The organism is Leptolyngbya sp. FACHB-671, from assembly GCF_014695745.1.
In the GTDB taxonomy this organism is placed as follows: Bacteria; Cyanobacteriota; Cyanobacteriia; order Elainellales; family Elainellaceae; genus JAAUTN01.
In genome coordinates, this window is the sequence record NZ_JACJOV010000127.1 from 359,011 (window position 1) to 385,469 (window position 26,459).

The 26,459-nt window shown below is 47.9% G+C and carries 25 protein-coding genes; 13 read left to right on the forward strand and 12 right to left on the reverse strand.

Annotation, left to right across the window (positions count from 1 at the left end; genetic code table 11):
- Positions 1–527: 527 nt before the first annotated feature.
- Complete coding sequence (gene rpiA / locus H6F93_RS18190) at positions 528–1,241, reverse strand: ribose-5-phosphate isomerase RpiA (protein ID WP_190683466.1); 714 nt, start codon at positions 1,239–1,241, stop codon at positions 528–530.
- Between the two features lie 62 nt (positions 1,242–1,303).
- Here rpiA and H6F93_RS18195 point away from each other — a divergent pair, with 62 nt between their 5' ends.
- Together H6F93_RS18195 and H6F93_RS18200 are read left to right on the forward strand one after the other, a co-directional pair.
- The gene (locus tag H6F93_RS18195; protein ID WP_190683469.1) at positions 1,304–3,178 is read left to right on the forward strand and encodes a tetratricopeptide repeat protein; all 1,875 of its coding nucleotides are present in this window, start codon (positions 1,304–1,306) and stop codon (positions 3,176–3,178) included.
- A gap of 11 nt (positions 3,179–3,189) precedes the next feature.
- On the forward strand, positions 3,190–3,996 hold the full coding sequence (locus H6F93_RS18200) for an MOSC domain-containing protein (protein ID WP_190683472.1): 807 nt from the start codon (positions 3,190–3,192) through the stop codon (positions 3,994–3,996).
- Between the two features lie 120 nt (positions 3,997–4,116).
- Here the strand turns inward: H6F93_RS18200 and H6F93_RS18205 are convergent, their stop codons facing one another.
- Together H6F93_RS18205 and psb30 are read right to left on the reverse strand one after the other, a co-directional pair.
- The gene (locus H6F93_RS18205) at positions 4,117–5,109 is read right to left on the reverse strand and encodes a ribose-phosphate pyrophosphokinase (RefSeq protein ID WP_347277316.1); all 993 of its coding nucleotides are present in this window, start codon (positions 5,107–5,109) and stop codon (positions 4,117–4,119) included.
- A 629-nt stretch (positions 5,110–5,738) separates the two neighbouring features.
- Positions 5,739–5,870, reverse strand: a complete 132-nt coding sequence (psb30, locus tag H6F93_RS18210) for a photosystem II reaction center protein Ycf12/Psb30 (protein ID WP_190645643.1) — start codon at positions 5,868–5,870, stop codon at positions 5,739–5,741.
- Positions 5,871–6,071: 201 nt separating this feature from the next.
- On the opposite strand from psb30, the gene H6F93_RS18215 reads away from it, so the two are divergent.
- From H6F93_RS18215 to H6F93_RS18225, 3 genes are all read left to right on the forward strand, one after another.
- A complete protein-coding gene (locus H6F93_RS18215) occupies positions 6,072–6,422 on the forward strand; it encodes a YkgJ family cysteine cluster protein (protein ID WP_190683477.1) in 351 nt (116 codons plus the stop codon).
- A 194-nt stretch (positions 6,423–6,616) separates the two neighbouring features.
- Positions 6,617–7,039: a TMEM165/GDT1 family protein gene (locus tag H6F93_RS18220; protein ID WP_190683480.1), complete on the forward strand. Its 423-nt coding sequence runs from the start codon at positions 6,617–6,619 to the stop codon at positions 7,037–7,039.
- A gap of 7 nt (positions 7,040–7,046) precedes the next feature.
- Positions 7,047–7,343 (forward strand): TMEM165/GDT1 family protein, encoded by a 297-nt coding sequence (locus tag H6F93_RS18225; protein WP_190683482.1) that lies wholly within the window; start codon positions 7,047–7,049, stop codon positions 7,341–7,343.
- Positions 7,344–7,504: 161 nt separating this feature from the next.
- Here the strand turns inward: H6F93_RS18225 and H6F93_RS18230 are convergent, their stop codons facing one another.
- The 3 genes from H6F93_RS18230 to H6F93_RS18240 form a co-directional block, all read right to left on the reverse strand.
- Positions 7,505–8,005: a DUF4149 domain-containing protein gene (locus H6F93_RS18230; RefSeq protein ID WP_190645647.1), complete on the reverse strand. Its 501-nt coding sequence runs from the start codon at positions 8,003–8,005 to the stop codon at positions 7,505–7,507.
- A 172-nt stretch (positions 8,006–8,177) separates the two neighbouring features.
- A complete protein-coding gene (locus H6F93_RS18235; RefSeq protein ID WP_190645648.1) occupies positions 8,178–8,315 on the reverse strand; it encodes a hypothetical protein in 138 nt (45 codons plus the stop codon).
- 89 nt (positions 8,316–8,404) lie between these two features.
- Entirely contained in the window at positions 8,405–9,007 is a 603-nt protein-coding gene (locus tag H6F93_RS18240; protein ID WP_190683485.1) for a thioredoxin family protein, read from the reverse strand.
- Between the two features lie 185 nt (positions 9,008–9,192).
- On the opposite strand from H6F93_RS18240, the gene H6F93_RS18245 reads away from it, so the two are divergent.
- Positions 9,193–9,597 (forward strand): NIL domain-containing protein, encoded by a 405-nt coding sequence (locus H6F93_RS18245; RefSeq protein ID WP_190645650.1) that lies wholly within the window; start codon positions 9,193–9,195, stop codon positions 9,595–9,597.
- Positions 9,598–9,648: 51 nt separating this feature from the next.
- Positions 9,649–10,092, forward strand: coding sequence for a hypothetical protein (locus H6F93_RS18250; RefSeq protein WP_190683487.1), 444 nt, complete (start codon positions 9,649–9,651; stop codon positions 10,090–10,092).
- Between the two features lie 142 nt (positions 10,093–10,234).
- On the opposite strand, the gene H6F93_RS18255 is transcribed toward H6F93_RS18250, so the two are convergent.
- Positions 10,235–10,771, reverse strand: a complete 537-nt coding sequence (locus H6F93_RS18255) for a hypothetical protein (protein ID WP_190683491.1) — start codon at positions 10,769–10,771, stop codon at positions 10,235–10,237.
- Positions 10,772–11,017: 246 nt separating this feature from the next.
- On the opposite strand from H6F93_RS18255, the gene H6F93_RS18260 reads away from it, so the two are divergent.
- A complete protein-coding gene (locus tag H6F93_RS18260) occupies positions 11,018–12,655 on the forward strand; it encodes a hypothetical protein (RefSeq protein WP_190683494.1) in 1,638 nt (545 codons plus the stop codon).
- A gap of 84 nt (positions 12,656–12,739) precedes the next feature.
- Here the strand turns inward: H6F93_RS18260 and H6F93_RS33670 are convergent, their stop codons facing one another.
- Positions 12,740–12,892, reverse strand: a complete 153-nt coding sequence (locus H6F93_RS33670) for a hypothetical protein (RefSeq protein WP_206755744.1) — start codon at positions 12,890–12,892, stop codon at positions 12,740–12,742.
- A 77-nt stretch (positions 12,893–12,969) separates the two neighbouring features.
- On the opposite strand from H6F93_RS33670, the gene H6F93_RS18265 reads away from it, so the two are divergent.
- Entirely contained in the window at positions 12,970–13,728 is a 759-nt protein-coding gene (locus H6F93_RS18265; protein WP_242043506.1) for a lipase family protein, read from the forward strand.
- A gap of 16 nt (positions 13,729–13,744) precedes the next feature.
- Here H6F93_RS18265 and H6F93_RS18270 read toward each other — a convergent pair whose 3' ends face one another.
- Positions 13,745–17,011 (reverse strand): PAS domain-containing protein, encoded by a 3,267-nt coding sequence (locus H6F93_RS18270; RefSeq protein ID WP_190683500.1) that lies wholly within the window; start codon positions 17,009–17,011, stop codon positions 13,745–13,747.
- Positions 17,012–17,442: 431 nt separating this feature from the next.
- Here H6F93_RS18270 and H6F93_RS18275 point away from each other — a divergent pair, with 431 nt between their 5' ends.
- The 4 genes from H6F93_RS18275 (at position 17,443) to H6F93_RS18290 (ending at position 23,933) form a co-directional block, all read left to right on the forward strand.
- Complete coding sequence (locus H6F93_RS18275; protein WP_190645656.1) at positions 17,443–18,225, forward strand: SDR family oxidoreductase; 783 nt, start codon at positions 17,443–17,445, stop codon at positions 18,223–18,225.
- A gap of 135 nt (positions 18,226–18,360) precedes the next feature.
- Complete coding sequence (locus tag H6F93_RS18280; RefSeq protein ID WP_190683503.1) at positions 18,361–19,332, forward strand: aldo/keto reductase; 972 nt, start codon at positions 18,361–18,363, stop codon at positions 19,330–19,332.
- Positions 19,333–19,433: 101 nt separating this feature from the next.
- Complete coding sequence (locus H6F93_RS18285; RefSeq protein WP_190683506.1) at positions 19,434–21,770, forward strand: glycoside hydrolase family 31 protein; 2,337 nt, start codon at positions 19,434–19,436, stop codon at positions 21,768–21,770.
- A 924-nt stretch (positions 21,771–22,694) separates the two neighbouring features.
- On the forward strand, positions 22,695–23,933 hold the full coding sequence (locus H6F93_RS18290; protein ID WP_190683510.1) for an LL-diaminopimelate aminotransferase: 1,239 nt from the start codon (positions 22,695–22,697) through the stop codon (positions 23,931–23,933).
- A 41-nt stretch (positions 23,934–23,974) separates the two neighbouring features.
- Here the strand turns inward: H6F93_RS18290 and H6F93_RS18295 are convergent, their stop codons facing one another.
- From H6F93_RS18295 to H6F93_RS18305, 3 genes are all read right to left on the reverse strand, one after another.
- A complete protein-coding gene (locus H6F93_RS18295) occupies positions 23,975–24,598 on the reverse strand; it encodes a flavodoxin domain-containing protein (RefSeq protein WP_199313789.1) in 624 nt (207 codons plus the stop codon).
- 2 nt (positions 24,599–24,600) lie between these two features.
- Positions 24,601–25,197: an isochorismatase family protein gene (locus H6F93_RS18300; protein ID WP_190683514.1), complete on the reverse strand. Its 597-nt coding sequence runs from the start codon at positions 25,195–25,197 to the stop codon at positions 24,601–24,603.
- Between the two features lie 317 nt (positions 25,198–25,514).
- The gene (locus H6F93_RS18305; RefSeq protein ID WP_190683517.1) at positions 25,515–26,273 is read right to left on the reverse strand and encodes a hypothetical protein; all 759 of its coding nucleotides are present in this window, start codon (positions 26,271–26,273) and stop codon (positions 25,515–25,517) included.
- Between the last annotated feature and the right edge of the window lie 186 nt (positions 26,274–26,459).

Sequence of the window (26,459 nt, forward strand, 5' to 3'; positions counted from 1 at the left end):
TGAGTAGCTCCCGTAGGATGCGTTACGGCTAGCGCCTAACGCATCGTCCACAATTTCAGTGCACTACGCCCACAAGCTCCATCCTTTAGAAGCTATGCAGAACCACAAAGGAGCCATGCAGAATCATTCAGCAGCTATACGGAACTGTTGAGAAGCTATGCAAAACTGTTGAGGAGCTATGCAGAACTATTGAGGAGCTGTGCAGAACTATTGAGGAGCTATGCAGAACTATTGAGGAGCTGTGCAGAACTGTTGAGGAACTGTGTGGAACTGTTGAGGAGCTGTGCGGAACTACAAAGCAGCTGTGCAGAACTACAAAGGAGCTGTGCGGAGTCGCTGAGCAGCCAAACCCTGAGCCGTAGGACGAGTCAAGCAAAGCTTATCTGTCCTAACATCAGGCATGGAGTGCATCAGGTATTGCCATAACGCACGTTGCTGATTGCTCGGTGCGTTACGCTGCGCTAACAGCACCCTACTTTGAGGTCAAATTGCTAGATTGCTGTCTAAGTAAGTTGCTCAGGATGCGGTTACTCCATTTCCCGCACGCTCGCCTCTCCGTCTTTGACTTCACCAATCAAAACCACATCAGTTACGCCAACAAATAGCCCATTCTCCAGCACACCAGGAATGTTGTTTAGCGTCTTTTCCAGTTCCGCAGGGTCGGCAATCGCTTCAAACGTCACATCCAGCACCATGTTGCCCTGATCAGTAATGACCGGGCCGTCTTTCTTTACGCCCATCCGCAATTCTGGTTTGCCGCCCAGCGCTTCGATTGCTTTGGTGACGGGAGTAATTGCCATCGGCAGCACTTCTACAGGCAGCGCAAAGGTAGAGCCGAGGCGATCGACCAGCTTGGAACTGTCTACCACGACGATAAACAGCTTTGCTAACGAATCCACCACTTTTTCGCGGGTGTGAGCTGCGCCGCCGCCCTTAATCAGATTCTTTTGCGGATCGACCTCGTCCGCGCCATCAATGGCGATATCAATTTGGTCAATTTCGTCCAGGGTGGTTAAAGGAATGCCATACTGTTTTGCTAGAACGGATGCCTGAAAAGAGGTAGGAATGCCTTTAATATCCTTCAAGTCGCCAGATTTTAGGCGATCGCCTAAATGTTGAATTGCAAAGGCAGTAGTTGACCCCGTGCCTAACCCCACAATGGAACCTGACTGCACGCGGTCGGCGGCAGCTTTGCCCACCTGCTGTTTCATCAACTTAACGGGATCAAGTCCTGTAGTCATTGGCAAACCCTCCTGTGAAAAGCTTCTGCGAAAAGACAGACGGTTTCTAGCATGACGTAAAGTTGTCCCAATTCCTAGCCTCTCAACTTCAAGCGTTTTCGATTGATCCAACCTTTATGAATGCAAGCTCAAATTTCGCCGCTGATGATGGGGTGCCATTTTCGCTGGAGCAGTGCCGCCAAAGGCTGCAACGCGCCAGTTCTAGTCAGGAACGGCTGAAGCTGCTCTGTCGGGAAGGGTTGCTATTGATGCAGGCGGGACACTATGAGCAAGCAATCGCCAGCTACGAGCAGGCATTGCAGCTTCAACCCGATGATGCTGAGATTCATCACTATCGGGCTGTGGCATTGGAAAATTTAGGACGCTATCGACAAGCACTTGCTGCCTACGACCAGGCAATTGGAGTGAGTGTAAATCCCAGTGCCCAACTTTGGAGCGATCGCGGCAACGCTTTGCGAAATCTCTCTCGCCATGCCAAAGCGCTGGAAAGCTATGAAAAAGCGCTGATTCTTCAGCCCGATCACGTCAAAGCACTATCCGGCAAAGGTCTGACGCTGATGCTGCTGAGGCGGACGAAACAGGCATTAGCAAGCTGCAACCTGGCAGTGGAGCTGGAACCCAACTCCGAGGAAACCTGGAGCAGTCGAGGAGCAGTCTTGCTAATGGCGCATCGAGATCAGCAGGCGCTAGCCGACTTTGACAAAGCGTTGGAACTTCAGCCTGGGTTTAATCGAGTCTGGTTTAACCGTGGCGTGGCGCTGTTGCGGTTGGGGAAAGAGACAGAGGCGATCGCCAGCTTTGAGCAAGCGTTGAGTGACGCACCAATTCGTCGTGAGGTTTGGCACTCTAGCGCCTGGGTGAGCTGGGGCTATGTGTTGCTTAAGCTGGGGCAATTTGAGCGGGCGATCGCTAATTTTGAAAAAGCGTTAGAGCTTCAGCCCCGTTCCTATCCGGCAGCGCTGTACAAACTGATCGGTTTAGTTTTATCGGGTCAATTTTTTGCCTATGCCACCCGTCCAGCGAGTCGAGGAAAGCTGCTGCACGATTTTGGTACGGTGATTCATTTCCTCAAATATCGCCTGCTCTTTTTTGTAGGTCTCATTCTTCTCCTATCTCAAAGCCAGGGAGACTGGGCAGATACCGTTCGGCAAGTAGTTCCGACCCTATTTTCCGGCGTAATCATCGCTTTGCTGATTGCCGACTTATGGAAAAACAAATCTAAGTTAGAACTAGTTTGGAAAGCCTATTTCCAAAGCGGCATCTTAACCTACTTTCGTGCAGCGGCAATTATTGTAATTACACTTGGGACGTATTCGATCGCCGATTACTTTGCACCACCCTTTATGCGTTGGGGCTGGGCAAACCTGGTGTTTGGGCAACCGGGAAATATTATTTTCCAGCCGTTTAATTTGTTCAGTTCTGCTGTTACTGAAGTCAGCGATCTAACTGCTCCAATCAGTAATTTAGTGGGGGCGATCGCCCTACAGTTCGCCTCGACTTTGACTTTAAATTTTCAATCTTTAGGAGCGCAAACCACCGAAAATCAGGCAACTATCGGCTTTAACTATGGCTCACTCTTTATTATTGGATTTTGGTTATTGTTGCTTCTAGGAATTCCTTTCTGGGCAAAGCTAGAAGAGCTAATCTTCCGGCAAGGTGCTAATACCTGGAAGCAAATTCTGATTCGCTCCACCCAATTTGGCTTGGTTCATTTATTGGCTGGAATTCCGATTTTAGGTGGGTTTGTACTAATCGTACCGGGATTTTTATTTGCCTGTCGCTACAAGTATGTCCACGATCGCCAGCTACGCAAAACCGCCGATCCACTTCAAGCACGAGAGGCGGGCGTGATGGCTAGCACCGCCGACCACGCGGTATACAATGCGATTTTGGTTAGCTTCGTTGCCAGTTTGTTTTTGCAGCAGTCTCTCGGCTGATTCCTAAAACCATGCCTTACCTGAAGCACATCACCATTTTTCCAATCAAATCGCTGGATGGTCTGGAGGTGACACAGGCAACTTTCTTGAAGGGAGGGGCGATCGCCCACGACCGTGAGTTTGCGATCGTCGATCAGCATGGAGAATTCGTGAACGGCAAGCGCACCGACAAAATTCATCGATTGAGATCAGTGTTTGATCTGCCTGCCAGAATAGTGACAATGACCAATCAAGACAGCGCCCAGTCCCAGAGATTTCATCTGGACGACGAGCGACAGGCACTCTCAGCTTGGTTAAGTGACTTCTTTGGCTACACGGTTGAGCTAAAACAAGACCTTCACATGGGTTTCCCCGATGATCCCGATGCTAGCGGCCCGACAGTGGTCAGTACTGCGACCTTGGAGGCGATCACCTCCTGGTTTCCCGAACTGAGTCTAGAAGAAGTGCGTCGTCGATTTCGTACCAACCTCGAAATCGATGATGTTCCAGCATTTTGGGAAGACCAACTGTTTGGTGAGGCAGGACAGCTTGTGCCGTTTCAAATTGGTGATGTGGTGCTAAACGGGAGTAATCCTTGTCAGCGCTGTGTGGTGCCTACGCGAGACTCGTTGAAGGGCGATCGCTACCCCAACTTTCAAAAGACTTTTATCACTAAACGCCAGGGGACTTTGCCTGAATGGGCTGTCCCTCAGCGCTTCAATCACTTCTTCAAGCTAACTGTAAACACGCGGGTTGCAGCATCGGAAGCAGGCAAAACCATCAAACTTGGCGATGAAGTCAAGCTTTCCTCCACCTCCTCATTGCCAGGTTCTATCTAGTAGCGCCTAGAGGCTCTGCCTCCTCACTTTTCACGAGGCAGAGCTTCGGTATAAGCATCCCCAGGTAAAACCTGGGGACGAGATCAGCAGTGAGAAGCTTGAGGTGAGAGCAGCCTAGCTTTAGCGGAACATGCTGCTTACAGAGCTATCTTCGTGAATCCGCCAAATGGTTTCACCCAGCAGATTTGCCACAGACAGGACAGTAAGCTGCTTAAAGCGATTTTCTTCAGGGACAGGAATTGTATTGGTTACAATCACTTCCTCAAAGACTCCGCTCGACAATCGCTCAACCGCAGGAGGTGAAAACACGGCATGAGTCGCACAGGCATAAACCTGACGTGCGCCTTGTGCTCTTAAGAGCCTAGCTCCTTCACTGATTGTTCCGCCTGTGTCGATCATGTCATCGACCAAAACAGCCGTTTTCCCAGCGACATCGCCGATTAGATTCATTACTTCGGCAACGTTGTGAGCCTGACGACGCTTATCAATAATTGCCAGAGGGGCATCATTCAGCTTTTTGGCAAAAGCTCTGGCCCGAGCCACTCCACCTACGTCTGGGGAGACGACAACCAGATCAGGAAGCTGCTTGCTTGCCAAATAGTCCAGCAGCACGGGTGAACCGTATACGTGATCAAAAGGAATGTCAAAATAGCCCTGAATCTGAGCGGAGTGCAGATCCATTGCTAGAATGCGTCCTGCGCCTGCTTGAGTAATCAGGTTGGCAACCAATTTTGCTGTGATCGATTCTCGTCCAGCGGTTTTGCGATCGGCTCTGGCGTAGCCATAGTAAGGAATAACTGCTGTTATTTGCCGGGCTGATGCCCGCCGACAGGCATCCACCATAATCAGCAGTTCCATTAAGTGGTCGTTTACCGGACAGCAGGTTGGCTGCATCAGGTAAACATCACAGCCACGAATGGATTCTTGAATTTGGACGTAGAGTTCTCCATCCGCAAATCGCTTGCGAACCATCGGGCCCAAATCCATGCCGAGGTAACGAGCTACCTCTTGGGCTAAGGGCACATTAGCGGAACCCGAAAAAAGCCTCAGACGGCTATTGTCCGCGACGGGAGGTAGAGGAGGCTGAAGGGTCAGAGTTGCAGAGCGGATCACAACAAATCCTCAAGTCTAATCACCGCAATCTTATCATTTCGAGTCAAAAACATGTTCTGCTGCAATTCTAGACTGGGTTGTAGGAGTTAAATTTTAACAGGGTATAACTTCTACGACCTATTTGCCTCAGCAACAATGCAGGATTGTTGATAGTTTTTAACTCCAAGAAGGCGATCGCAATGGGTGTACAAAAAATCAACAAACGCACTCCTGCTGGCACTTGATCAAGTTCTGGCTGATCAAATTTTGGGAGAAAGCTACCTGATCAATTTCTCAAGCATATTTCTAAACTGAACTGCAAATCTGCAATACGTTTCAGAGAAACTATTGCGTACGACAAGCTCATTGATAGTACAAATAATAGCGTTGAAGATCAGCGAAAAGACTTAAAAACATTGACGAGATGGATACGATTTCCTGCGGCAGATTAAGTAGCTTCACTCTTGACTGAAATTGATCTGCACAAATGGAAAATTTCTTTAAAAAAGCACCACACCTGTATAGGATGTAGTGCCTCTAAGATTGCGAATTGTTAAACCGCGATCGCCCTACGCCACGCTTTTTCCTGAAGTGGTGGAGGGACTTTAATCCTTGTAGCTGGTGCTGACTTCTTTTGAAAGCCGAGTGATCTAGAGGTCGCCGCCCCGGAATGCCAGAAGAAAAATCACAACAGGTCCAGAGATCATAATCATTGCTACCAGCGTGAGCTGTACGATTGCTTCCCAGTTAACGCCATTAAAAACGCTAGTCAGAGCCTCCATTGATCCTCCCAAGTAAACCTAATAAGTTTATTTTCTAAACTGAAAACACAACCGATATTCTACCCGTTCTGCGTCCTCATATTTTAAGGAACTTTACAAAATTCCAAAAAGCTTGAGGTTGTTTCAATGGAGAAGCGAGTCCGTCAGGTAACAAAAATCGTTAAGCTCAGGAAGTGAACGATTTTTGGTCTAGTTAAAACTATGGCAACCTGGCGTTGTGTGCAGCAGTGCGGAGCCTGCTGTAATCTTGATCCGAGCGATCGCCCCGGCTTGGAGCTATATCTCTCACCCGTTGAGCTAGAGCTATATCTCAGCATGGTCGGGGAAGAAGGATGGTGTGTCAACTTTGACCATACCACTCGAAAGTGCAACATTTATGACGATCGCCCCCGCTTTTGTCGGGTTGAGCCGGAGATTTTTCAGGATATGTACGGGATTGAGTCGGAAGAACTGAGCGATTTTGCAATTGACTGCTGTCGTGAGCAGATTGAAGGAGTGTATGGCGATCGCAGTCTAGAGATGCTGCGATTTGACCAGGAAGTTGGAATTTAAGCAGGTTTCGGGAAATTTTACACCTTATAAGAGCGAGTAAGAGCGAACAGCAGTTCGCCTTAGTCACGCCCTAGTCACGCTTTAATCAGAATTAGAGTTAATGATTTTGTAAGCTTTAGCGGTAGGGGTTGATTTTTCAGGCAGGGTCAGGAATAAAATGAAAGGAATATGAAAAATCCCTAAAGCGATCGCCCGTGAAACTTTCTTCTCCTGCGCCTAGCTTGTTGATTTCTGAATTGGAGCCAACCGAGCGGCTGCCGAATCTTCCTGAAGATCTGATTGAGAATAACCTGGAAAATTCTCAAGCCTCCATTCCATCGAAGCAACTGTCCCGTCGTCAGGAAATTGAGATTTTCTTTTCGACCTTCTTTACGATTTTTGTAGCGGAGTTAGGAGACAAAACTCAGTTAACGACGTTGTTAATGAGCGCAGAGTCTAATTCTCCCTGGGTTGTTTTTATGGGCTCAGGAGCAGCTTTGATTTCCACGAGTTTGCTGGGCGTACTGCTGGGTCGATGGCTGTCATCGCGAGTTTCGCCTAAGGTGCTGGAAACGGCAACGGGCACCATTTTGTTGCTCGTTTCGGTGTTACTGCTGTGGGATGTAATTAGCGCTTGATAGGATTATGGACTGGAATTTACTTGGACTCAGCTTTGCGACTGTTTTCTTGTCAGAGCTTGGAGACAAAAGCCAACTAGCAGCGATCGCCCTCAGCGGCAATTCTAAATCTCTGCGGGCTGTCTTTTTAGGAGCAGCATCGGCACTCTTGTTGGCTAGCTTTTTGGGCGTAATGCTTGGGGAAGGAGTCTCTCAAATCTTGCCAACTCGTTGGGTCAAGGCGACCGCGGCGATTGGGTTTGCAGTTATGGCAATTCGCCTACTCTGGTTTGAGGCAGATTCAACCCAATCTGAAGAGGCTTAAAAACTGGGTTTTGCTAAAACGACAAAACAGGAGGCTTGTCCTCCTGTTTTGTCGTTTTACTCCTTTCCCACTAAAAGATCAGGGATGCACCCCCACGACGCGGGGGTGCATCCCTGATCTTTTAGTACCTAATCTTTGGCTGGGAAGGAAGTAACTAAATTTTATGCTGGGTTGCGATAGAGGGAGGTGAGCAGCGTTCCAGCCGCAGCCAGCTTGGTCAGTTCGAGAGTCCAATAGCCCCAGTGCATTTGATCCATTGCCGCAGGAATTGCCGCAGCAGGCTCAAACAAATTGAGTTGAAGCCCTAAGGTGCTCATGGTTGGCGCTAGTGCGTAGGTGTAAGCAAGAGCGATCGCGAGCAGCAAACCGGACAGGATCAGCGTCAGGCGGCGATTGCGGCTTGAGTCAGCTTGGACGTTGTAAAGTACCAGGACACCCGTTAGTACCAGGGCAGCGCACAGTAGCTCGATTCGGTTAAAGACCCAGAAAATGGAGTAGCCAGCCGATGCAAAGCTAGACTGAGTCATCATGCCACCCGCATACATTCCTGGCATGATCACCAAATCTAGAATCAGGCTGCTACTTAACCAAAAAGCCAGGGTAAAAACAGCGATCGCTTGCCATTTAGGTTGCTTGAATTTGGTGATAGAGACAGCAGTCATAGACCTTCCTTAGAGTTCTGGCTTCTCTTTCAGACTAGCGAAGATCTCTAGTAAAAATCGTGAACTATCGTTGCTAGAAAACATAAATTATCATTTCAAACTGTCTCGTTAGTTCACTGTCTTGTTAGCCTGCTGTCTCGTTAGTTCAACATTTTGCCAATTAGCTATCCCGTTAACCTTTGGTTCTGCGGATGTGATCCATAATTTGCTGTTTACGCTGATCAGTCAGACGAACAGTAGGTTTAATAAAGTCGCCTGTGCTACGAGCAAGATGCTCCATCACTCGTTTCTTACGATCGGTTGATGCCATGAGAAAAATACCAGTGAGTTGTTTTAGATTGACGGAAATAGAACTTAATCAGTACCGGATTTGAGCAAGAGTTTGGCAATTCCAAATCTCTACTGAACAACGACCTGACTGCCATGACCGCGTGGGTCGTCAACGACTGCTTTCGGCATAGCAACGGTGTTAACTTCAGAAGTTCGCCCCGTCGCTTTGGCATGGGGCAGCGGCACTCCTACAATCAGCGCGTCCAGGTTATCGGTCATGATCGTGTGCGGCTGTTCGCCAATGGTGCTGGCGATCGCCTCCCCAGCATTATCCAAAAAGACAAAGTGGGGAATGCCGTCTACCCGATAGTGCAGCATTTCGGGGAGCCATTTGCTGTTGTCTACGTTGAGCATCACGAAATTAACGCGATCTCCATACTGCTGCTCAATTTCAGCAATATCAGGAGCCATTGCCTGACAGCTTGTACACCAGTTCGCGTAGAACTCCATTAGCGTTGGTTTGCCGCTGGTTAAAGCAACTTCCAGTGGGGTAGATTGCTCTGCCAGGGCTTCGAGTGTTCCGGTCGGCGTTTCAGACCGCAAACCAAAGAATAACGCTGAACTTAGCACCACTGCCACCAGCACAATCAGCAAATTTCTGATGCGGGCAGCAAAAGCAGAGGCAGCCTGAAATGAGGCTTCATTGGAAGAATCAGATGAATTTCCAGTCATAGGCATTTGGGTTCTTGTACAGCTGGTAGGTAATCAGTAATAGGTGGGAAAGCTGTTTTTCCTGCCTACATACCACCTACCTACCCTTTCTACACAGCTTTTTTCTGCAACTTCTACAATCTAGGAGAATGTATCTAGCTTGCACTGATTTTAGTGTAACCGAACTTAACAAAAGGCTCTGGACTGTGAAAAAACGCGTGACGCTTACCTTTCCAAAACGCTCTGTTCACATGCCCGTGACCTATCGGTTGGCAAAAGATTTTAACGTTGCTGCAAATATTATTCGAGCGCAGGTAGCACCCAATCAGATTGGGACCCTTGTTGTAGAGCTATCCGGCGATATCGATCAATTAGATGCTGCGATGGACTGGATGCGATCGCAGGATATTGGCATCTCTCTAGCGAGCCGAGAAATTTTGATTGATGAAGAGGTCTGTGTTCACTGCGGTTTGTGTACTGGCATCTGCCCTACAGAAGCGCTCAGCCTTGATCCCCAAACTTTTCGGCTTAACTTTACGCGATCGCGCTGTATCGTCTGTGAACAGTGTGTTCCGACCTGTCCAGTTCAGGCAATTTCTACTAATCTATAGGTAATATGACTTATTGCGATCGCGTACTCCTTACTCCGTAGTCAGCAACTAATGACCTATAACGCGAAGCCAACTGCGAAGAAATTCCTTCCCTGGTTGTCTCTTAGTCTTTTGCTAGCTGCTTACAGCACTTTTAGCTGGTATGTTTACCATCTCACGATTACCTGGGTGGTCTGGGTTTGTGTTATTGGGTTTGCTGTACTGCAAGCGCTATTGCTAACGACTTTCGCTCAAGGGTTTAAGGCAATGGTTGGCAGATGGTTAAGCTCTGATACGGGCTATTTCACTACTGTCCTCAGTCTTGCTTTTTTGGCCACAACTGTTCTGGTTTGGGCTCATGTCTTTGGCTATATCATTACCGTTATTGCAGCCGAAGTTTTAGCTCGATTAGATTTGCAAAACCGTGGCTTTAGTCGAGCGCAATCCCTATTCATTTTGACCCTGGTTTCCCTAACTGGACTGGTAATCGGTTGGGTTGTAAGTTACTCGCTATGATTTGCCATAAAAAAAGCAGCCTTGGAGGGCTGCTGTTGTATGTACTTGGTACATGAGGAGCTATTAACCTCCAGATTAGAGCTAACCGCATTTCAAGAGAGCCAAGTTACCGTTTTTGATACGTCCTTTATGGCAGTAGAGCTTACGCTTTTTTCTTGTTCTTCTTGCTCTTTTTTTCGGACTTCTTGGAATCGGTTTGGCTGATAGCCCCAATCACGTTTTTGGCGGTGCCTAAAGCACTTTCAACCGTCATCTCAGCGGGAGAGGCGATCGCCAGCGATCGCTGAAGTATTTCTTGGGCTACCTCTTTGAGCGAGTCCACTACATCAGCTAGGGTTGGTCTAATCTCGCCAAGCGAACTCTTTACCGCCTCAGCCGTGTCTCTGACAGTCGGCTTTACCGCCTGAACCCCATCTTGCACCTTTGCTGTTGCGCCCTCGATCGCACCCTTGGAATGTTCAAGATGCTGACCAGCACCCTTAGAATCACTCGTTCCATTCTTTGCTTGAGAAGTTTTCTGAACTAATCGGTCAACAGTAGCCGCCACGATTTCAGCCGCGATCGCTGATGCAGCAACGGCACCAGCCTGCCGCAAGCTAGCTCCTAAAGTTCCTTTTTCACCACCGCTGTTCTTTTGTTTAGTCAGCTTCTGCTTATCTTTTGACTTTTTCTTAGCCATTATTCAAACTTAAACTCATACTTTCTTCGTTAAGTCTTACAATCTAACTTATCTTTTTGAGGTCGGGCTCTACACTAAGGTGCCTATCACAAGGTTGAACTTTCTGCTTTGAGATAGAGCTGCTAAAGACCGTATTCAGCTCAGACTTATCTCCTTCTAGCTAGATGGCTTTTCGCCACCTGAGCGCTAAGCTGGGCAGTAATGAACCGAGGCTGTAGTGCTGTGTTTGTGCTCTCAGGAAAATTGTTGAGTTCATTTTGTTGGCTGTTGCTTCAAAGCCAACCCATTAATCCTATTTACTCTACTGCTCCTCCGATTTGGGCACAGTTGTTCACGGTGTTAGTGATCGGATTGCTCACAGCTTTTGCATTCCAGCTCCTGTTAACAGTTTTAGGAATTGCTCTGGGAATTTCTGTGCTGAGAGTTGGTTGGTCTGAGGACGATCGCGAGGATGATCGCTCCTCCAATTCTTCTGCAATAGGGTTGTTAGCGGGTTTTGGAGTTTTTCTAACCGTCAATACTGTATTATTTGCAGCCTGTTTTTTAGCTACAAAGTTTGGGCAGGTTAGTGACCCCATTGCCGGGGCGATCGCAGGCATCGTGATCTGGTCAGCCTACTTCCTATTAATGTTATGGCTTAGCTCCACTGCGGTAAGTTCATTAGTTGGAGTGGTTTTAGATGCGCTAACGGGTGGCTTTCGACGCATTGTTTCAGCGATCGCCAATGCGCTAGCAGGCAACAAAGCAGAACCTATTACCGAAGAACAGATGTTGAGCAGCATTCGAGAAGAAATGCAGGCTGCTCTCGACACCGTGAATCTGCGTCAAATGATCGAAGAACAATTACAGACGATTCCTCTACCATCGGTTCAAGCGGGTTCATCGTCGCACCTATCCCAGTCTATTTCAGCAGCTAATGATGTAGCGTCCAGTTCGCTCAACCTGACCACTACAGAACTTTGGCAGCAGATCACAACCTACTTACAAGATGCCAGTTCTAAAAGCTTGACTCCCAAGCGAGTTGAGCGCAAGCTCCAAAACATGCTGCAAGCTGGCACAGCTAACGGACTAGCTGGCAATCCTGCCCTTGATCTGGACGCTCTCGCCCAAGTCCTCGATCAGCGAGAGGACCTGAGTGACAAGCGAAAGCAACGTATCTTGGATCAATTTGAGCAAACATGGCAACAGTTCTTGCAGGAATCATCGATCGCTGAAATGACTGAACCTGAAATCGCTGATTCTGAATCAGACACGAGCGCAGCACCTTCGTCAGAGGAGCGATCGCCCACTACAACAAAACTGCTTCAATCGGCTTTGGATACTACCGTTGATCAGGTTTTGACCCACTTACCTAAACTTTTACAGCAGTCAGACCTGTCGCTGCCCAAAGAGGTTGGACTCGCTCCCATGATTCTATCGATCGCGCTTGCCAAGGTAAAGGATTCCGTTGATGGCAATGCTGTAGTTGATACTGTAGTCAATAATTTACCTTCCCTAAATGTACCTTCCTCAAAAGACACTGACTCAAACGACACTAACTTTAAGCAAGCACTTGAAGGACTGCTCGCTTCATCCGTTAGCTTGCCAAATTTAAATCAATCTTTAATCACACAGGCTACTCAGCTGCGGGAAAAGGCAATGCAGCCGATTGATTCAATTCAGCAGTCGGCACAAGAGCGCATTGATACTGTCAAGCGCCAGACTCAACAGCAGTTTGAGATGACTCGAAAAGCAGCAGCAACCGCAGCATGGTGGCTCTTTTTAACAGCGTCTACAGGCGCAGCTTCGGCCGCTTTTGCAGGTGCGTGGGCAGCTGGATTTAATCCTGTAGAATTTTTCTCTTCATATGTTTCTTCATCTGTAGCAATTCTAAATGGGTTGTGAAAGCACCGCTCTGTGACTCTCTTAAGGGGATTGTGAAGAGCCGCTGACCGTAGTAAAAATAGACACATTTTTTATCAGATTTTTTCAAGCTGAGCGGATAGAATTTGGATATTTGATGGCGATCGCGCCGTCCCATGTCTTCGATATGAATTCCGTAGGGGCATGGCAATGCCATGCCCCTACAGACGGGATTGAGAGCCGTGAATCATACTTATACTCAGCTTTGGATTGGCTCATTAGTCATTGAACTCTGGTTAGACGGTTTGAGAAGGTCGATAACGCTTCACTAATTCACTAAAGAGGAGATTTTGGGAATGGACTATGCTGAGGCACTCAAGTGTGCACTTCTTTCGCAAGAAGTCTACAAAAATTTTTCCCAGCTTCGCTTTAGTGGATTTCCCGACATCACGCCAGATTTAATCGACCAAGCAGATACTGATACCCAGTTTGCAATGCTGTCAGACGCTACGAATGAATCTGTTTATGTCACTTTTCGCGGCAGTGAAAAGCGGCTGGATTGGGAAACAAACCTGGACTTTGAGCAAGAAGTTGTTGAATTTCGACAGGAAGTAATTGAAGGGGAAATTGTTCAGGAACAAGAACAAGTCTACCCTTACAAGGGCGCTAGCCAGTCTGGGGCAAAAATGCATCGAGGATTCTCAGAGGCTTATTTATCTGTACGAGGACAAATTCATCGCTACTTAAAAGATCGAAGTACTGTCACTCACTGTACTGTTACAGGGCATAGTCTGGGCGGTGCGCTGGCGACTCTCTGTGCAGTGGATATTCAATACAATTTTCCAAATGTAGCGATCGCCATTTACACGTTTGGTACTCCCAGAGTGGGTAACGACGGCTTTAGAGAATCTTTTAATCGTCGCGTCCCTAATAGCTCCCGATTTATCTATGGAATGGACATGGTGCCTGCCCTTCCAAGAACCTGGCAAGGTTATCGGCACGTTGATACAGAGTACAGACTGGGTCCCCGCTTTAACCTCAACTTTCTCTCTCGCCGCTTTAAGGATCACGATATTCAGAACTATGTGAATGTGCTAAAAGAGCAGGCGCGATAATACGTTAGTGGGAAGTTTAGTGAGAAGTGAGTAATTGAGCGATCGCCTCAACTAATACTGCGGGTTCAATCGGTTTGGATAAGTGAGCCTGATAGCCTGCAGTTAGCGCTCGATTACGATCTTCTTCGCTAGCATAGGCTGTCAAGGCGATTGCCGGGATGAGTCCACCTTGATTGGGGGGTAGCTGTCTAACTTGCCGTAACAGGCTGTAGCCGTCTTCCTCCGGCATCCCGATATCACTCATGAGTAGATCGGGCTGAAATTGCGGTAATGCAACCAGTGCTTCCCTTGTAGAAGTGACGGTGAGGGCGATCGCACCGGCTTCTTCTATGACAAAAGAAAAGAACTCACGAGTATCCGGATCATCATCGACAATTAAGATCTTTTTGTCTACAAGCATTGAAGAATGAGAAGTAGGATTGGAGTCCAACTCATCTTCCCTTTCTATCTCGTTTGCTAAAAGCGGCAGTTTTACGGTAAAAGTTGCCCCTTGTCCCTCGCCCATACTTTCTGCATAGACACTGCCGCCGTGTAGCTCCACCAGTTGCCGCACAATGGCTAACCCCAATCCCAAACCACCATAGCTGCGGGTAATTGAGGCATCTGCCTGACGAAAGTGATCAAAGATGTAAGGTAAGAAGTCAGGCGTAATTCCTTTGCCCGTATCGCTGACTCGGATCTGGGCTTCAGAGCCAATCGCTTCTAGCCAAATATGAACGTGACCTCCAGTTGGCGTGAACTTAATTGCATTGGACAAGAGGTTCCAAACAATCTGCTGTAGGCGATTTGGGTCACCTGCCACCAGTCCCACTAATGGACTAAAGAAAAACTGAATGTGAATTGATTTTGCTTCTGCTGCCAGACGCATTGTCTCGATTGCTGCTTCGATGCAGGTGACTAAATTCACAGGACAAACATTGAGGCTAAACTTACCTTGAAGAATGCGCGAAATGTCGAGCAGGTCTTCGATCAGTTGAGTTTGTAGTCTGGCGTTGCGCTCAATGGTTTCCAAGGCACAGGTAGTTGTAGCTTCGTTAAACTGACGCGATCGCAACAGTTTTGCCCAACCTAGAATGGCATTGAGAGGCGATCGCAACTCATGAGAAAGCACTGCCAAAAACTCATCTTTAACCCGATTTGCCTCCTGTGCCTGCTGATAAAGTTTGGCATTGTCCAACGCTAAGGCCGCGCGGTGAGCCAATTCCTCTGCCAAAGCAATATCAGCTTGAGTGTAGTGCCGACCTGACGCAGCCGTAAAGCAAAACGTCAGCACCCCCAACCTCTGGTTATGAACCGTCAGCGGCACAGCCATGACTGAACAAGGCTGATAGTCTTGCATAAATTGGAGATGTTCAGGATTGAGTGCAATCGCCTGCAACCACTCATCAGAAACATAGGGAATAAAAGTTGTATCACCACTCAAAAGTACTTTAACGACTGGATGATACTCCGACTTATTAGGTGGAATGTACTGTCGAATCTGCTCAAACCACGTCTGTTTCTCCGGATCAACATGATGACAAGCAACTCGCTGAATCTGATTGTCTGCCGTGACTACATCAAAAAAGCAACAGTCTGCCAAGAAGGGAACTGCCGAACGAGCAATACTGGTGAGCGTGGTTTGATAGTCTAAAGAAGTGGCTAATACTGAACTAGATTCAGCCAAAAAGCGCTGCCCTGCTTCGACTTGCTTAATCTCTTCAATATCAGTTGCAGTGCCAAACCAATAGAGAATGTCTCCCTGGTCATTCTTCAGTGGCACGACACGGGCTAAATGCCACCGGTAAGTCTGGTCAAACCGCTTCAGGCGACACTCTACTTCATAAGCTTCTCCAGCCTGAATTGCTTCCGTCCGGGTTGCTAGGGTTGATTCAAAATCGTCTGGGTGAATGACTTCGCGCCATAGACCCACACCCAGTTCTAAAGCTGCACCTGTGTATTCTTTCCAGCGATCATTGAAAAACTCAATCCTCCCATCTGGCTCATTAATCCACATTAACTGAGATACAGCATTTGCCAAAGTGCGATAGCGATTTTCGCTCTCACGCAGTTTTGCTTCTGCCTGCAAACGCTCGGCTTCGTTACGCTTGCGATCGCTGATATCAGTTGTACTGCCAACAATACGAGTTGGTTGCCCGTCCGCGTTTCGAGAAACCACTAACCCCTGATCCTGCACATAAACATACTGGTTGTTTTTATGGCGAATCCGACACTCGATCGCGTAACGATCGCCTTTTGCGACTGCTGCGGCAAATTCTGCAGTAGCACGGGGCAGATCTTCTGGGTGGATTTGCGCTGACCACCACTCACTGGTAAGTTCAACTTCCTCTGGAGAGTAGCCCAGAATGTGTATCAGCCCATTGCTTCGCTCAACCGTGCTCCGCTCAAAATCCCAATCGTAAACCAGACAATTGACAGCAGTTGTTGCTAGTTCAAAGCGTTGATTCGCTAACCGGAGGTCTGCCTCAATTTGCTTAAGGTGAGTGATATCGATTGCGCTGACACCCACTCCTAAAAGTTGACCATCGGGCAGGCAAACAGGATAGTAGTCAACCAGGCTATGACGAAGCAGCCCAGGAGGGTTAGTCTCACCGTTGATCTCCTGATTGAGCAATGGTTCTCGGCTTTGCATCACCTGCTGTAGAACAGGGGTGAATATGGGTGCCCAACCCGGAAGAACTTCTTCTACAGTACGTCCTAAATGTTCACGGACAGGAATGCCATTCATTGCAGCGAGAGCTTCGTTAATGTGAACATAGCGCAAATTCTGGTCCAAAAAGGCGATCGCTACAGGTGAACTATTTAACAGTGCAGTGAGTAAGGCTTCACTTTCGCGCAGGGCATTTTCTGCCTGTTTTCGCTCAGTGATATCTTCGGTGATACCCATCACTGAACCAATTGCCCCGTCGGGCGCAGGCTCAGGAATAATCCTCGACTGATAATACTTTCCCTCAAAATCGAACTCTACTTGCGTCACCTGACGAGTGGCGATCGCCTCATTACACTTTGACTCAAAGCGATCGCAAATCTCAGCAGGTAGCCCAACTTCACGCCCTGTTTTGCCCAAAAAATCTTGCCAGGGTATACCCGTAATGCGCTCTACGACAGGACTGATAAAAATGTGGCGTAAGTTGCAGTCAAGCCGGAAAACCACATCTGGCAAATTTTCTACAAGGGTATGAAACTCCTGCTTATAGCGGTCTAACTCTTTCTGCAAACGTATGCATTCTTCTTTGTAATTTCTGGAATCTTTCCTAGAAAGATCAATCGCTTCAGAAGTCATAAGCTATGTTTTTCCTCTAAAGCAAATCTAGGGCATTGCTAAGTGGAGATAGTTGAAACATAGGGGCATCTTATCTGCACTTAAATACACTCTTAGATTAGGAAATACCGATCTACTCAAAATTTTGGACATGCAGTCTGCACCTCGTCCTATAGTAACGAGAATATGCCAATTGGTATAGATTCTAATGTATCAAAGGAATGATATCTATTACTAGACGATATCAATGCAGAGGTTTGCAGATCTTGACTTCCTTAGAGGGCTAAAAATTTAAGGACTTTAGTAGAAGAGAAGTGTTGGGATGGACTCTTTTTGGCGATCGCCCCAGCCAGTAACTCCTAGACCTACCCAGAGATAGGTTCACGATCAAAAGTTCAGCGCTTAGGGTACAGGAGAAACGGTTCTAGAGTCTGTCTAAATGGAGAAAAATTATGCAACTCGCCGAAAAAGTAGCGCTAATCACTGGAGCGGGTTCTGGAATTGCCAAAGCGACTTCTTTATTGTTTGCTGCTGAAGGAGCAAAAGTAGCGGCACTGGGCCACAGTGAGGATGAATTAAAGCAGACTGTAGAAGAAATTCAGGCAAAGGGTGGCGAGGCAATTCCAGTAATTGCAGATATTTCTCAGCCAGATCAGATGCAGCAGGCAATCCAAAAAATTGAGCAACAGTGGGGAAGACTCGATATCGTATTTGCCAACGCAGGAATTAACGGAGTCTGGGCATCCCTGGAAGAATTAACCCCTGAAGATTGGGATAAAACGCTGGACGTTAATCTTAAAGGTACTTTCTTAACCGTGAAATATGCCGTTCCTTTGCTCAAGCAGCGCGGCGGTTCTGTAGTCATCACCTCATCAGTGAATGGGACTCGAATCTTTAGCAACACGGGCGCAACGGCCTATTCCTGCTCCAAAGCGGCTCAGGTTGCTTTCACCAAAATGGTGGCTTTAGAACTGGCTAAACATAAAATTCGGGTGAATGTGATTTGTCCGGGGGCGATCGAAACGAACATTGATGAAAACACCGAGCGTCGGAATCTGGAACATATTGCAGAACCAGTCGAGTTTCCTGAAGGCAAAATTCCGTTGACTGACGGCAAACCTGGCACCTCTGAGCAGGTTGCTCAACTAGTGATGTTTTTAGCCTCGGATTTATCTAGTCACATTACAGGCACTGAAGTTTGGATCGATGGTGCGGAGTCCTTATTGAAGGCATAAAAGTTGAAGGTATAAAAGCAGTGCGATTTAGTTTGTAAGTACCGCAACAAGCTTAGATTGCAACAGGCTTGGAGTGTTGGGTTACGCTTTGCTTCACCCAACCTACAGTAACTTAACTCTAGCAGGAGAAAACAGGTGGAATATCGGCATCTAGGCAAGCACGGCATCCGGGTTTCGGAGGTGTGCTTGGGATCTTGGCTGACATACGGCTCGGCAACGGAAGAAGATGTAGCGCGATCGTGCATCGAGCGGGCTTATGATTTGGGCATTAATTTTTTTGATACGGCAAATGTTTACGCTAGAGGAGAAGCCGAAAAGGTCGTTGGCAAAGTGTTGGGGCAATACCCACGTCACTCTTATGTGCTGGCAACGAAGGTTTACTTTCCGATGGGTAATGGTCCTAACGATCGCGGACTATCACGCAAACACATTTTAGAGCAGTGTGATGCCAGCTTAAAGCGACTGGGAGTAGAATACATCGATCTCTATCAGGCTCACCGCTATGACACATCTGTGCCTTTAGCGGAGACACTGATAGCGTTTGATCACTTAGTGAAGCAAGGCAAGATTTTGTATTATGGTGTGTCAGAATGGAGTGCTGGTCAAATCGCTCATGCCACTGATTTAACACGATTAGCAGGGCTCAGTCCGATCGCCTCTAACCAACCTCAATACAACATGCTTCAGCGGCAAATTGAGAAAGCAGTGATGCCGCTTTGTGGACGCGAGGGAATTGGCATCATTAACTTCTCACCTTTGGCGCAAGGCTTACTCACAGGCAAATATAAGCCAGGGCAACCGCTGCCAGAAGGTTCACGGGCAAGTGACCCGAAGCAAAATGCATTCCTCAATCGGGGAGAACTAGATCAGCAGCTTCTCACTCAGGTTCAAAAACTGGTGCCCTTATCAGAACAAGAGGGAATGAGTTTATCTCAGTTGGCTTTAGCCTGGTGTTTGAGGAACCCAGAGTTGAGCAGTGTAATCATCGGAGCAAGCAAGCCCTCCCAGGTTGAGGAAAATGTAGGCGCAGTCGGCAAAAAGCTGTCAGCAGAAACTTTGGAAGCGATCGCCCAAATCATTAAAGATACTCATCTCACCGATGACTAAAACCTGAGTGCGACTTCTCAAAGAAATCGCAGATCTTACCTCTCAATCCAGTGCCGTTTTTACTGAAGCTAACTCGCTAGACGCAATTTAGGAGAATTGGAATGCCAGAGATTTGGGGCAAAATGCCCATTAAAGAACAGCCCTGGTCAACTGTTGGAGGCGTGCAGGGAGTTGAGCAATTTGAGCGAGGTGTAGAGCTAGACTGCGGCAATGCTCGGGTCATTATTAGCATCCTTGCGGCAAATTTGGTACGGGTGCAAATGGCTCCTAATAATGAGTTTTCACCCAGGCGATCGTGGGCTACACCCGTAGCAGATGAAGAATGGGATCAGGTGCCGTTTGAGCTACAGGAAACTCCAGAGTCTCTGGAACTAAAAACAGAGAAAATTCGCGTCACAATTGAACGCCATCCAGTCCAAATTACCTGTTTTGACTCGTCAGGACGAGCTTTTGCTCAGGATGCAGAACCGGGCATGGCCTGGCGGCAAGGGGCGATCGCCAACTGGAAGCAAATCGCAGAAGATGAACACTTCTATGGTTTTGGTGAACGGACAGGACTGCTAGATAAACGGAGCGATCGCCTCACCAACTGGACAACCGATTCACTCGACTACACCGCACTCACCGATGAGATGTATCAGGCAATTCCATTTTTTATGGCATTGCGACCCCAGTTAGGCTATGGCATCTTTTTCAACACCACTTTCTGGAGCCAGTTTGACATTGGCGCTGAACAGTATGGAGTCTGGAAGATGCAAAGCCAGAGCAAAGACCTAGACTATTACATCATCTACGGACCTGAACCGGCTCAGATCCTACAAACCTACACTCAACTGACTGGACGAATGCCAATGCCGCCCCGCTGGTCATTGGGCTATCACCAGTGCCGCTGGAGCTACGACTCCGAAGAAGAGGTACGTCAGCTTGCTCAAGAGTTCCGCGATCGCCAGATTCCCTGTGATGTGATTCACCTGGATATTGATTACATGCGCGGTTACCGCGTGTTTACCTGGAGTCCTAAGCGCTTTCCCGACCCCAAAACGATGGTAAAAGATTTATCTCAGGATGGGTTTAAGTTTGTCACAATCGTCGATCCAGGTGTAAAAGAAGAAACGGAAGCCGACTACTTGCCGTTTGAGGAAGGTTTAGAACATGACTACTTCGTGAGAACGGCTGAGGGCAAAATTTTTCATGGTTATGTCTGGCCCGGTCGTGCCGTTTTTCCGGACTTCTTGCGACCTGACGTGCGTGAATGGTGGGGCAACCTGCAAAAGGAGCTGACAGATGTCGGCATTGCAGGCGTCTGGAACGACATGAACGAACCCGCTATGAACGATCGCCCCTTTGGAGATCCGGGTAAGAAAATGTGGTTTCCGCTCGACGCTCCTCAAGGACCTGCTGACGAGCAAACTACTCACGCAGAAGCACACAACCTGTATGGGCAAATGATGGCGCGGGCCTGCGCTGAGGGATTGGAGCGGCTACGTCCGAATGCGCGATCGTTTGTGTTGACCCGATCTGGCTACGCAGGCGTGCAGCGCTGGTCTGCTGTATGGACAGGCGATAACCAGTCACTTTGGGAATATCTGGAGATGTCATTGCCAGCGCTCTGTAACCTGGGGCTATCTGGTGTAGCTTTTGTCGGGGAAGACATTGGCGGCTTTGCAGGCAACGCAACGGCGGAGCTATTCGCCCGTTGGATGCAGGTAGGAATGCTTTATCCAATGATGCGGGCGCACTCCACGACTGCCAGCGCTCGTCATGAACCCTGGGTGTTTGGCGATCGCGTCGAAAAGATTTGTCGAGAATACATCGAACTGCGCTATCGGCTGCTGCCCTACCTTTACACGCTATTCTGGGAAGCTGCCAGCACAGGCGCACCTATTTTGCGTCCACTGCTTTATCATTTTCCTAACGATCCCAAAACCTATAACCTCTATGATCAGGTATTGCTAGGGCCGTCACTAATGGCTGCACCCGTGTATAGACCTGGTGTTGAGGAGCGACTTGTATACCTGCCTAAAGGCGAGTGGTACGACTGGTGGAGCGGAGAAACGTACCAAGGTGCAAACCACATTCTGGCTCAAGCACCCCTAGAAACAATGCCGCTATTTGTTCGGGCAGGCGCAATCATTCCCTTAGCACCCGTGATGCAGTACACGGACGAACGCCCAATGGATGAACTGCGGCTACGAGTCTATCCCGGGGAAGGAGAATGGACGCTCTACGAAGATGATGGTCACTCATTTGAGTACCGCACCGGAGCTTGGGCAACCACAACCTATCGGGTACACAGCGACGGACCACAAACAATCGTCGAAATCACGGCTCGTCAAGGAGAATGGCAACCGCGATCGCGCCAAGTGATTGTAGAAGTCGTCGGCAAAGGAGAACAACAGTTTGAGGATGATGGAAGCGATCGCCGCTTTACCTTCTAACACCTAATGCTTTGAATTGAAAGGGAAAGGGAGAGAAAGGGAAAGTGCCGTTGGCTGGCTTTCATTCCTTTCCCTTTTCCTTTTTTCGGAGCACTAAAGTTTCTAACGATGTGAAGCCTCATTATTTTTATCCAAAACAAACTTGCGTCTTTGTGAAGGATCGAGTGAATTGTACTCACCATAAAAGTTGGAAAACTCCCAAAACTTCTGGATAGCACGTAGAATTACGTTCTTTTGACGCGGTTGTTCAAATGATTGGAACTCAGTCTTAATTACAGATCTCATTGCTTTTCTCCTGACTTTTTAGTTGACAATTCAAGTCTAGGCAGCAACTCAAAAGTGTTCAATCTAGCAAATCAATAGCTTCTATGAATAACGTTCATACAATTAGCTAACCAGCAAAATTTACAGAACTAGTAAGCCAAAAATAGCATTTTTATAAGCAATTAATAACTAATAAAAACTTGCTCATATCAATTCTCTTTAAGGCTGCATATTTTGGAGCGTGCCCCGCGTACGCGGGGCACGCTCCAAAATATGCAGCTTATGTAGAAACGGTATCAAGGCTATGTTATTCAAATTAGAAATTGCGATCTACTAAATTGTGTCGCTCCTATCCTGATTTGAACAGGTTCAATTTCAAAGAATAGTAATAGTACAGTTTCTAAAAATTCTAAGAATTGGAGCTATAAAGGAAAGGACACCCCGTAAAGGTTGAAATGCCCTTGATCCACCCGCGACGACAAACTAGATGCAAGCTGCTACTCTGAACGCAAGCAAGCAGAGACAAAGCTACAAGAGCAAGAGCAATTTCTGCGGCAGATGATTGACAGCACATCCCCAACCCCTAATCCCCAATCTCCGATTCTGCTACAGACCTTTAATTGGTAAGCTATCTTAATGGTGTTTGTAGCGATCTAGACTATGGCGACTATTAACGACAACTATCTCAAGCTGAAAGCGGGCTACCTGTTTCCAGAAATTGCACGACGGGTCAATGCTTTTGCAGAAGCAAATTCTGATGCCAAAATTATTCGTTTGGGAATTGGTGATGTAACGGAACCGTTGCCCCCAGCCTGTCGCGATGCCATGATCAAAGCGGTCGAGGAAATGGGCGATCGCCAGAGCTTTCGAGGTTACGGTCCAGAGCAAGGCTATGCCTGGTTGCGCGAAAAGATTGCTGCACAAGATTTTCAGTCACGAGGCTGTGAAATTGATGCCTCAGAAATTTTTATTTCCGATGGCTCTAAGTGTGACTGTGGCAATATCCTCGACATTTTTGGCAATAACAACTCGATTGCAGTGACTGACCCAGTTTATCCGGTGTATGTCGATACAAATGTGATGGCAGGGCACACCGGAGAGTTCAATGAGGCAGGGGAATATGGCGGTCTAGTCTATTTGCCGATCACGGCTGAAAACAACTTTACCGCACAGATTCCAACTGAAAAGGTAGATTTGATTTACCTCTGTTTTCCGAATAATCCGACGGGGGCGATCGCCAGCAAAACTCACCTTCAGGCATGGGTAGATTACGCCAGAACTAACGGTTCTATCATTTTCTTTGACGCAGCCTACGAAGCCTTTATCTCTGATCCTGATATTCCTCACTCGATTTACGAGATTGAGGGAGCGAGGGAATGTGCGATCGAATTTCGCTCATTCTCCAAAAATGCAGGCTTTACCGGAACTCGCTGTGCCTTTACCGTCGTTCCCAAAGCTCTGACCGCAAAAGCCGCCGATGGCTCAGATGTAGATCTGTGGAAGCTATGGAATCGTCGCCAGTCCACTAAATTTAATGGTGTATCTTATATCGTGCAGCGAGGAGCCGAGGCAGTCTACTCAGACGAAGGGCAAGCTCAAACCAAAGCACTGGTGAGCTTCTACATGGAAAATGCTCGAATCATTCGGGAGCAACTCACCGCAGCAGGGATACAAGTGTATGGTGGTGTGAATGCTCCTTATGTTTGGGTTAAGACTCCTAACGATCTCACTAGCTGGGAGTTTTTTGATAAGCTGCTGCACACTGTGAACGTTGTCGGCACTCCTGGCTCAGGCTTTGGTGCGGCAGGAGAAGGCTACTTCCGCATTTCAGCCTTCAACAGTCGAGAAAACGTAGAGGAAGCAATGGCACGAATCACCGAGAAGTTTAAGCTGTCATAGGGTTCGTCCAACATAAGTCTGGACCCTTGTAGTTCTACCGATTAGGGGGATCCCAAGAACAGGGCAATTAACTCTTGTGATGGTGCCTGATTACCACGCGCCATCAAGTTCTTGCCCTGAAGTGCCGCTGCTACACGGGCAACATTGGCACCATGATGGTAAGCACACTGGAGCATCTCATCTGTGATGCCCAGTGGCTCCATATTAGGTCCACCGCTTCTGCCATGAGCGCCCCAGTGACTTCCAGCAACGCCTGAGCCAGGAGTGGTTTTGGGCAACGGCACTAAAATCATTCCTGCCCCTGCCATCGCGGCTAGCAGTCCCAGTTGAGCAATTTCCACTCCTGCCCCGGCATTGCCATAGCCACCACCAACAGAAAACACACCACCAACCTTGCCAACCAGGTCATCGGTTAGCCAAAGAACTTCGATCGTGTTTTCGATAAACTGTTTCACCCTTGCATCTGCGGAACGATGGCGCAGAGGTGTTCCTAGCAATAGCGCATCACAAACACGAACTTCTTCTCTCGTTGCTTCTGTTGCTTCACGTAGAGTGACCGTCATTGCTTCTACCGATCGCGCACCATCGGCAACTGCCTCAGCCATTTTTTGGGTGTTTCCCAATGTTGATGTGTAAACGACCAAAACGCTGGTCATGGCATCCATCCCTACACCTCGACTAGTTTGGCAAGAATTTCTTGGTACATAATAGTTTGAATCGTTTGCCCTACCCCTTCTGACCAGGAATTGGCAAGTTCTGCCATCACTTGATTAGTTGAGGTCAGTGTGACACCATGCTTTTCCATGCGTCTCAAGGCAGTTTCATCAGCTAGCGTTGTGGGTGAGCCGCCTGCATCTACCACAACCTGTACTTCAAACCCATCTTCGATTGCACTGATGACCGGATAAACAATACACACATCATTTGTTAAACCCGCCATAATCAGCTTTTTTTTGCCTGTGGCTACGACCGCGTTTTTGTATTCGTCGTATTCCCGGCAGTCTACCACTCCAGGACGTTTAATTCGCTGGTTGTAGGCTTCAGGCGCGATTTCCTGTAAATCGTCGAGCAACAATCCCTGAAAATGATCTTCCATGCTGCTTGTTAACACCAGTGGCATCCCACTTTCAACTGCTGTACGTGCTAAAGCACGAGTGTTCTGCACAATTTCTTCACGAGGCAAGTTGCGAGCAAGTTTAAGGGTGCCCTGCTGATGGTCAATCAACAGCATTGCCGCATTCTCAACGGTGAACTTGTTCTTCATTTGATTCTCCTAAGATTAGATATGCTGGCGGGTTCTCACAAAGCAGAGACTGTGCAGAATGTCTTTGAGCTGAACACGATTTACAGCTTAGCGATCTGCTTTTTTGCTGTCGCTAATCTTTAGAACCGAATGAGCCTAGCAATACAGCTAGTCTTTAAATCAACAGAAGTTAAGGGACACTCCTAGACTTCGTTGGGTGTTAATGCCGTTTCTATAAAAACGGGCTACAGATAGAGAAGCACCCGCGTCGCAGGGTGCTTCTCTATCTGTAGCCCGAATTCTTGGAGTTGGTGTTAATTCCACATACACATCAAGCCTTACAGAGACGTTGCTCTGGCGCGAGTTTTCTTCGCTTCATAAAACTGAGAAGCGCCATACCCTAACGTATAAATCAGTCCAGCATTACTGGATGCGCCTACCGCAGCACCGACAAGCGGAATCAGTTCGACAATACCCAGCCCAACTTTGAGGGCACTGGAACCACCCAGAGACAAGCCGAAAATACCTAGCACTTCGCCCCGTCGAGTTGGGTCGTTTAGCGGAAAGTCGTAGGCAGCGGCAATACGATACACCATCTCAGCCTGAAGCGTAGTGACTGCGGCGATGTCAACGGCAAATAGGGTTAGCGCTAAAGGTGGAATAAAGTTTGTCAGTAAGCCAATGCCACCTGCTTTCATAGCAGTGTCTACCATGATGCGGTGAGCAAGCTGCTCTGAAGTTTCTGAAGGATATTGCTGGCGCAGTTGATCTACTTCTTTCTGCGCTTGCTCTATGTCAACCTGTCCTAAGGCAGTCATGAGCAGATTAATTCCTGGCACTTTGGAGGCGTACTTGGTGAACGGATGCTCTGCAATGGGGGCAACCATGTGTCCCACAGTGGTGGTGCCTTGTTCAACGAACTGTTGAGCTACAGGCATGACCACGTCTCCAACAACGGTGGTAGCGCCAGCAACGCCGTCCGTTGCAAATTTGACGGCATCGGAAGTTGCTTTGGCAGCTGAAGCTCCGATGGTCATCGCGGTGGCGATCGCATCCTTAAAGGGGTCTTGCTGTGAATTCTTATCCTGGTTTGTCATCTCTCTCAATATAGATTTAGCTTAATTAAAACTCAAAATCTCTAGGTAGAAGCGATGCCCTACGCTATTTCAATCCTAAAGTCTTGGATTGCATTGAGTTCATATTATCCCAATGCTTTGTGAAGCTACATGTAACAAAGGGAGTAGTCCGAATGGCGTTTTACAACTTGCTAATTAAGAAAAGAC